The organism is Paraburkholderia guartelaensis, assembly GCF_004353905.1.
Lineage (GTDB): Bacteria > Pseudomonadota > Gammaproteobacteria > Burkholderiales > Burkholderiaceae > Paraburkholderia > Paraburkholderia guartelaensis.
Genome location: NZ_SMOD01000090.1, coordinates 1 through 8,097, shown reverse-complemented (window position 1 = coordinate 8,097; position 8,097 = coordinate 1). Strand labels below are relative to the sequence as shown.

Below are 8,097 nucleotides of genomic sequence, written 5' to 3'. Positions count from 1 at the left end.
CGCCGGCCGTCCATCGTCTTCACATTCGAATATTGCTCAAGCATCGCCGCCAGTTCCGCCTCGATTGCCTGCTGGATGATTCGCCGCGCCCCTTGCTGGATCAGATCGTCCAGGCCAGGTGCGCCTTCAAATTGCGTTTCTGCTGTTTGACCGTTGCTCGTTTCCTGCGTATGTTTCGCCATGGTGGTGGAGTTCGATTGAGGAAGTGTTACCGTGGAAAGCAACATTCTCCTCCAATCGCCACCGCCTTCTCCTGCCTCCTCCCTACGCCGCATACACCAGTTCCGACGATAACTCTACGGAGGCCGCACGCCGGTCGCTGTCAGCGCCAAATGACTGTGCGGCGTGGTTGGAGGGGGAGCGGCGTTGCGCAGCATCGACGCGCTCCGGTTGGCGACCGAGCCAGCCGATATGGGCACTGGCGCTGGGGCCCTCTTACCACAGGTGGCGAAAGGGTTCGGTGTGATGCGATCGCACCACACCATGTGTGCTTGCGAATCGGAGGTCGGCCCACACGAAGGTACTGGCCTGCGATGGGTTCGGGATCTGGCTGGCAATCCGTCGCCAGAGCAGGGGGCATCTGGGCGAATGGCGAGCATGCGGTCGCGGTCCCGCTCTAGAGCGGCCAATAACCGTGTACTATGCCCCTGCTGCGAGAAGATCCAAGGGGCCGCTGTGTCAGCGGAATAGCTACTCGATCGTATTGCGGACGCTGCCCATTCCGTGGGCACATCTGTCGATGCACCATCGTCGGTACTTTGTAGAACGCCGCCGCGCGGTGACCGCGAACAAAGTTCGGCGACTGCTGGTCTCGATGTCGGAAGCGGTCAATCGCATCACATATTCTCAACTTTTGGAGGCGGACCGGCGTGTCGGGTTTGAAATCGTTCGTGAACATCGCGCTTGTGATGACTACCCCTGTTCCTTAGCAATTTCTGCATATCCGTGAAGAGTCCGTCTTTAGTATGAGCCAACCCGTTTTCCTAGCCAGCAAGCCCGATGCAAGCGGTTACCTTTGATCATCTGCCTACTGTTGCAGGCGCGTGGATGGAATAGCTATGTCTTACCGAAATGTGGAAGTTCCTGGTGCGAAAAGAGAACAGACCGGACTAGCTCCGAAGCCTGCTCTAGAGGAATCAATGAAGACTGAGGACCGTAAAAATAAAGCAACCGAGATCGGCAGTTTTTATATTGGCGTCTTGCTCGCCATCTGCGCTGTCGTTGCCGGGTATGTGGTGTTGAGCACGTTAGCCTGGCAGTCCAGAAATCTGATCCCGGTGCCGTGGTACGACGATATGTACGATCACGTACGGATGCACAACGCCATGACGGACTTCAGGACGTTCATGGCGTACATGATTTCTCCGCACAACGAGCACAGAATTTTTACCACTCGGCTTGTGTCATTGATCGATGAGCGCTTTTTCACTGGAAGAGAGTTCAGTCAAGTCCTGACAACAAATCTCCTGCAGATCTTGGGGGGCGTCGTCTCATGGGTCGTTTTTCTCAGAAGCGGGCTGTTTGAGAACCGTTATTTACGACTTTCTCTCCTGTCGCTGATCCTGCTTTTCTTCATAAATCCTAACTTTCTATACACGCTGTTCGTACCGTTTCAGTTGCAATTCGCCGTCATGACTTTCATTTGCGTAGTGACGGCATTCGTCATGAGCAATGCGTCGGCGAAAGAGGGTCCAGAACCAGCCAAACTAATTGCCGCATTGCTGGCGCTGGCCTTTGTCGGGACCTTCACGCTAGGCAACTCCCCGATCGTCTTTATTGCTGCTGCTGCAACCTCTATCGTACTTCGATGGAAGCGATCCACGACCGTTACGCTGGCTGTGCTAGCGATCATTCATACGGCGATCATGCTGGCGATTACCCCAACGACTGGGGAGCGCTCACATAACGTACTGGAGATTCTCAAGTTCTCGCTGATGTACATTGGCGGCCCCTTCATACGCGCTGATCCGTGGCCGGGAAACTTCGTTACCTGGGGGGATTCTCCGCACACGGCAACCGTGTGCGGCATCATTCTCTTCGTTGGGGCCGTTGGGTTTGCAATTGCACGTCTGATCCGTCCTGGGCTCGGCGGTCGACTCGCAGTCTTCGGCTTCGTGTTGCTAGTCATCGTCATTGGTACGAGCTTCGCGGGAGGCCTGGCACGCGCCCAGTACGGCATTGTTTCGGGGGCGCTCACCAAAAAGTACGCATCCTTCGCAGCCTTGGCGTGGCTCGGTTTCTACGCTGTGGTCGCCGGAGTCTTGTTTCAGGCCAATAAATCCCGCAGGCAATATGTCCCTGCATCCATGCTGGCGGCATTTGGGGTCATGCTTTCCTTCACTTTGCTTACTCTCGATCGGGAAGAACAGCTTTGGAAGAAGTCGCGTGATACGGCCTGGGAAGCTGCATTGGTTGGATTCATCCAGATCAACGATCAAGGTGAGTTGCGGCAGATGGACGTCAATGAGAAGGAAGCTGCCGAATATATGGAATATGCGAAGCGGCACAACCTCGGCGTTTTTGCTTATTTTCCTTTCCGGATTGGTGATGATGCATCAGCGTTCTTCGCAACAAGAACGGAGACTGCATGCCGTAGTGAAGTGCAACGCGTAACAGCTATGACTGGGCAATCAACGCGATACTTCGATGTCGCCGGGGCTCCTGCCATCATCTCTGGCTGGGCATGGATGACCGATGAGCGTAAGCCTGCGACCACTGTAATTGCTGTCGACTCGACGAATCACATCGTTGGTGCAGCGAGAAGCACACGAAAGAGCGGTCGCGCTGAAGAGTGGATTGGGCAATCATTCGACCAGAACCTGGGCTGGTACGGCTACGCGAGGCCGATGGTGTGGGATGGAATCAAGTTCTATGCGCTAACCAGTTCTGGAAAGCAGTTTTGTCCGATGGGCTCGCTGGGAAGCGTGCGTTGAAGAGAGGAGCGATCCGATGAGGGGTTGAGCGGGCCTTTTCAGCTCGGTCAATCCCGTTTCTTGTGAGCGCTCCGCGCAACCACGGCACGCTTCGGATAGAGGTACTGTCAACATTCCAGGCCGCATGCGGCGGCGAGTCAAATCCGGCGACCGCGCCGGACATCATCGCAACGGCATCTAGCACCAAGGCCGTCTCCTCTGTGCAAGCTATCCACGCTAACGCAGAAGTCTCGAGCGCATAGACGAACACGGACGGCAATGTCTGTCGCGACTTCGGAATCGCATGCGCGTGTTTGCGCGATCAGGGGAACGCTACGAACTCGAATCCTTACAATCAGATACGGAAGTCGATACACGAATTGACGATGCCTTCACGGTACTGAGTCTGATTGAATGGCCCGTGACGGCGCAGTGGCTCGGTTCGTTTGCTTTTGGGGCCTTCTCAGCAGCCGCCTCAGGAGCACCATGATCGGCTTCTCGACATAGAGGTGCACCAGCACTCCGCCAACCAACGAGACAGCCACAAGAAGAGGCATTCCGACCAGCGGATAACCTCTCAGGTCGGTGTGGAACTGTGACGCCACAGCTTCCCGTACCGCGGTCATCAGCGTAATGTGAAAGAGATATGTCGCATAGCTCGCCGCGCCCAAAATCGGCACAATGCCTTTGCGAAAGAATTGCATGCCCTCCAGCTGGATCATCCCCAGCACGAGTATCAGCGATGGCACTCCCCATTCGATGACGCGTGTCTTGACGTCTCCGCTGTGGACGAAAAGCATGACCACAGCCGCAGCGATCATCAACTTGCCAAGCGCCGGATTGCGCTTCGAGATCCAGAGTCGCTGGTAGCCGATCACCACCATCAGGCCAGCGATGAATTCGAGGAGTAGCGTCAAATCCAGTGCCCCGCCTATCGACCTCAGGGGGGTGCATCCAAGCAGGAGGAACAGCAATGAGACCGAAAGCACGGCGTATCTCCGCGAGAGCGCCAAGGCGATGCCGAACACCGCATAGAAGAACATCTCGTAAGAAAGGGTCCATGCCGGAAAGAGGATCGGGGACCATCCGGGTTCGAGACTTGGAATCAGGGCGAACGAATGAAGAAAGTCGACCGTCCCCGGCACGACATGCCACATGTAGTAGCGAAAGCCGATAAAAGCCAACAGGGCGATCCAGTACAGCGGGAAGACGCGAATCAGGCGCTTGAGCCAGAACTGGGTAGCGCTGGGCTCCAGCGGCCCCACCAGTCCGATTACGAAACCGCTAACGATGAAGAAGATGTCGACCCCCGCATCTCCCACGGTGATCGACTTTGGCACATTCAGGACGTTGGCGGAATGGCTGACCAGAACGAGAAAGGAAGCGACGAAGCGCAAAAACTGGATTGAGGAAACCATTCGACAAAGTTGTGTGCGAATTCAACTTCCAGGATCTTACACAATGTTTCATAACATAACATCGACCTTAGGCGATCGTTGTATTGCCGCCGGTAAGGTTGTCGTGCTTCCGGAGATCCCAGCTACATCCGCAGACACAATTACGAATCGGAGTTGCAAAGCCTTCGAGGGGTGCGAGGCTGCCCGCTTGCGCGGGTCAAGAGAGTCAATTCCGTACGATCAGCAATCGAGATTTTGGGAAGCCTGGCGCGAAGGCTGCGACAAGCAACAGTTGGACGAGGTTTACGCCTGGTAGCGTGCGCATGTTCATCATTGGCGCACGCGGAAAGCGGATTTCAGTTCGAGTTCAAGAACTATGCGATCGCATAGCCGCCGAGACGAATGGATGATCTTTCTTGCAACTACGCGAAGAGTCACCGTCCGTCGTGCGGATTGTGCGATGATTGCGAAATCTTGACCGCTAATTCCCTGCCAATGAAAGCTTTCGCGTCGTCGCGCGCTCTGGTGTTGCTTCCGTTTGCTGCAGCATTCATTGTTCTGGCAACCTGGGTAGCTCACTACGGTCCCCATTGGCCGAACAGGGACAGCTACGCGTACTTCTTCGAGCTCGATCGGCTCGCAGAGGGGCGGTTGCACTTTCTGGACCTTTTGGTTACCCGGAACAACGAACATCCTGTTGCGTTCCACTACGCAGTTGCGATGCTTTTCCTAAAGATTTTTCCCGGTAACGTTTGGTCGATCGTCGTTGCCAACGCGATCCTGTTGCTCGCGTTTGCCGGTCTCGTGTATGCGACATCAAGGAATGTGCTTCCGAATTACCGGACGCGGTTCTTGCTCGCTTGCCTGGTATGTGCGGCGATTCTTAACGGCTCGCAAGTGAGCTATTTGCTATGGGAATTCCAGATATGGTTCTACATCGATCTGGCGTTTCTCGCTCTGAACATCGCTCTGATTGAGCGATACGGGTTACGCGCATATCCGCTCGTTGCTCTGCTCTGTCTGCTTGCAACAGGAAGCGAGGCACAGGGATCGTTCTTGTGGCTCACCGCTGGCGCTCACATACTCTATCTCTCTCACTTCGGCAAGAACTCGGGCAAGCGACTCGTCGGGGTTTTGATATTTGCCTTGCACGTCACCGTGTTTCTGGTCGCCACCTGGCTACTGTTACACGGTCAATATGGGAGCGCCCCGCAGTCTGCAGCCAGCGAAACTGGACAGGGCGTCATGCAGCGTCTGGCGCTGGGAATTACCCTTGTGGGGGGCGGTTTTGGCATTAGAAATCCATCGATCGCATTGCCTCTCGGATTGCTGTCTGTCGCTGCTTGGTGTGTTGGAACGGTGTTCGCATTGAGGCGTCGCTTTGCGCTCTCAATCGATCGCGTGGCTTTTCTAATCAGTGGCACAGGTCTTCTGTGGATAGCGGCCTTCACGGTGGGTAGGGGCTCGTTCGGAATCGCTTGGGCATTTGGCGAGTTTCACGCTTCGCCGCTTTTGATTCCTTTTTTTGCAGGGATCGGCTGCTACGCGTCATCTATCGCGGCGGAGCGCGGCACAGGTAGGTACGCACTCTCATTTTTGCTGTCCCTAGTCTGTGTGGTGCCTATGGTGAGTGCATTTTCGTTTGGACATGAGCGCTCCGTCTGGCTACGAGTAAATTCGCTTCTGGCCGCGTCAGCTGAGTGCGGCAAAGAGGTCGTCCCGAAGAACGTTAGGCTCGAGTTGAGTGGCCTGGAAGGCCATGACAATTTGTACGGCGAAGTTGCGCTTCACCGAGAAGACCTGTGTTCAAACCAGCCAGATCTCTCCGCGGCCGCACGCCTTCTGCGAATGCCCCCGTATTTCGCGGATCTGGCAGGTGAGCATCCGGACGCGAAAGACGCTTTGCAAACGCTATGGTATGTCTATCTAACGCATGGCGACTTGCGTGCCGCGTTCCCATTCTTCAGTCCGACACTCGCACAAGACTTGCTGCGCTGGGCAATTGCGGACGCCGCATCTGGCAGTAGTTACGAAAAGCAGACGCTTGGCGTCTACGGATCGACATATCAAAGCCTTGCTTCTGCCAGTCGGGCGCAATGAAACGGCTTTCACACTGTGCGCGAGAATAGGCGCGCACAGATCTGATCATGAATGGATGTTGTCGCGAAGACTGTAAAAGGGCACGTCGGAGCCTCTGCGATGGATATCGCGGTAGAACAGTCGAACGATCCAGGCTCTATGCCGAGTTACCGCTGCCAGAATAAGCGGCGTCGCCTCGGCGCCTCTTTGGTTTTGTCGAGAGCTTGTTGCATTGTCTCAAGCTGCTCATGCTGCTTGAGCACCAACGCCTGCGCCGCGAGCATTGCCGTCTCGGTTTTCCCAAGCCGCTCTGATACTGCCTGCACTATTTCGATAAAAGTGCGGGAGAACAACTGATCGAGTGTGACCGTCCACATCGATTCCTGATGGGGCGGCGAGGTATCGTCAAGCCCCGTCCAGGCACCAAATGTGAGTTCTTCCGGAATAGCCTCGATCAGCGGGGTGAGCGCAAAGCGAGCGGCCAGTTCGCGATTGCATGCGTCGAAGTGCCGAATCAAATGGCGGCGCGTTCGGGTGTCCATACGCGGACGTGCTGGCAGCGGCATAGCGATCAGTTCGATTGCTCGTTCCTCAGCACCCGACATGGCGCGCTGCGTGTGAGCGCGCCAGAAATTTTTCAATGATTCGACCAGCGGAAGCGACTCGTTGATTCGATACTCATCGATCGGATGACCAGCCGGCCAGTCGATAGAGGAGAGAAAATCGTCCAGCACGCCCGATGTACGAACTCCATCATATGAGCGAACATCGACATCGATGTTTTGGACACGATCCAGAACGTCGACCAGACGCCTGTAATCAAGAGGAAATTCCGCGAGATCCTCGTCTATGCGTGCGAAGGCATAGGTCGAAAATCCAAGGCTAAATCGGCTCTTCAGGCGTTCGATATAGTTGCTTTCGATGAAATCAGTCTGGCGTCGCAAATAAAAGATCACGGTCACGCGATCGACCACAGTCAGTAAGCGATCGACGAGTTGCTGGAACCCACTGGTGTTATGCCATAGCATGCGCGTGAATTCTTCGCTCGAGAGAACGACATGGTGCGGGACTCGAGCGATTTCGCTCGTCAGTGAGTCGACCAGCACTGCGTGTTCGCTTGAAGAGACAGTAGCGGCGAGGCCATGGTGTCCTGAATCGGCCGTCCATCTACCCGCATCGGGGAAATGAAAGCCCGCTTTCGATACGGACAACGGGACTTGTGTCAACGACCGTTGAATGGAGGTTGTTCCAGTCTTGTGTGTCCCAATATGGATAAAACTTCGGCGCATATGCGTATGTCGGTAGGCAAATTGACGTGGCTGTGGACGCAAAGCAAACGTCCCAGTCAGTAGTCTTTAGGACAGCGGGGAATAGGTGAGATTCACCGGGAACGGCCTTACACGACCCCGTCAAGAGTTATCGTCGGAACTGGTGTATGCGGCGTAGGGAGGAGGCAGGAGAAGGCGGTGGCGATTGGAGGAGAATGTTGCTTTCCACGGTAACACTTCCTCAATCGAACTCCACCACCATGGCGAAACATACGCAGGAAACGAGCAACGGTCAAACAGCAGAAACGCAATTTGAAGGCGCACCTGGCCTGGACGATCTGATCCAGCAAGGGGCGCGGCGAATCATCCAGCAGGCAATCGAGGCGGAACTGGCGGCGATGCTTGAGCAATATTCGAATGTGAAGACGATGGACGGCCGGC

General features: G+C 55.4%; 4 protein-coding genes and 2 pseudogenes. 3 read left to right on the top strand and 3 right to left on the bottom strand.

Going from position 1 to position 8,097, the window contains the following annotated elements; all coding sequences use genetic code 11:
- Positions 1–182: pseudogene (locus E1N52_RS42355) on the bottom strand (IS256 family transposase); the annotation flags it as partial.
- A gap of 957 nt (positions 183–1,139) precedes the next feature.
- Between E1N52_RS42355 and E1N52_RS42350 the strand changes: the two are divergent.
- Positions 1,140–2,933 carry a hypothetical protein gene (locus tag E1N52_RS42350; RefSeq protein WP_133190993.1) on the top strand — a complete coding sequence of 598 codons (1,794 nt, stop codon included), beginning with the start codon at positions 1,140–1,142 and terminating at the stop codon, positions 2,931–2,933.
- A 371-nt stretch (positions 2,934–3,304) separates the two neighbouring features.
- Here the strand turns inward: E1N52_RS42350 and E1N52_RS42345 are convergent, their stop codons facing one another.
- Positions 3,305–4,330, bottom strand: coding sequence for an acyltransferase family protein (locus tag E1N52_RS42345; RefSeq protein WP_133190991.1), 1,026 nt, complete (start codon positions 4,328–4,330; stop codon positions 3,305–3,307).
- A 381-nt stretch (positions 4,331–4,711) separates the two neighbouring features.
- Here E1N52_RS42345 and E1N52_RS42340 point away from each other — a divergent pair, with 381 nt between their 5' ends.
- A complete protein-coding gene (locus E1N52_RS42340; RefSeq protein ID WP_133190989.1) occupies positions 4,712–6,409 on the top strand; it encodes a hypothetical protein in 1,698 nt (565 codons plus the stop codon).
- Positions 6,410–6,555: 146 nt separating this feature from the next.
- Here the strand turns inward: E1N52_RS42340 and E1N52_RS42335 are convergent, their stop codons facing one another.
- Positions 6,556–7,599: a hypothetical protein gene (locus E1N52_RS42335; RefSeq protein ID WP_133190987.1), complete on the bottom strand. Its 1,044-nt coding sequence runs from the start codon at positions 7,597–7,599 to the stop codon at positions 6,556–6,558.
- Positions 7,600–7,916: 317 nt separating this feature from the next.
- Here E1N52_RS42335 and E1N52_RS42330 point away from each other — a divergent pair.
- A pseudogene (locus E1N52_RS42330) lies at positions 7,917–8,097 on the top strand (IS256 family transposase); the annotation flags it as partial.

Excerpts from the sequence above, each read along its gene's own strand:
- E1N52_RS42350 (WP_133190993.1), top strand. The coding sequence starts at position 1,140 with ATGAAGACTGAGGACCGTAAAAATAAAGCAACCGAGATCGGCAGTTTT.
- E1N52_RS42345 (WP_133190991.1), bottom strand. The coding sequence starts at position 4,330 with ATGGTTTCCTCAATCCAGTTTTTGCGCTTCGTCGCTTCCTTTCTCGTT.
- E1N52_RS42340 (WP_133190989.1), top strand. The coding sequence starts at position 4,712 with ATGGATGATCTTTCTTGCAACTACGCGAAGAGTCACCGTCCGTCGTGC.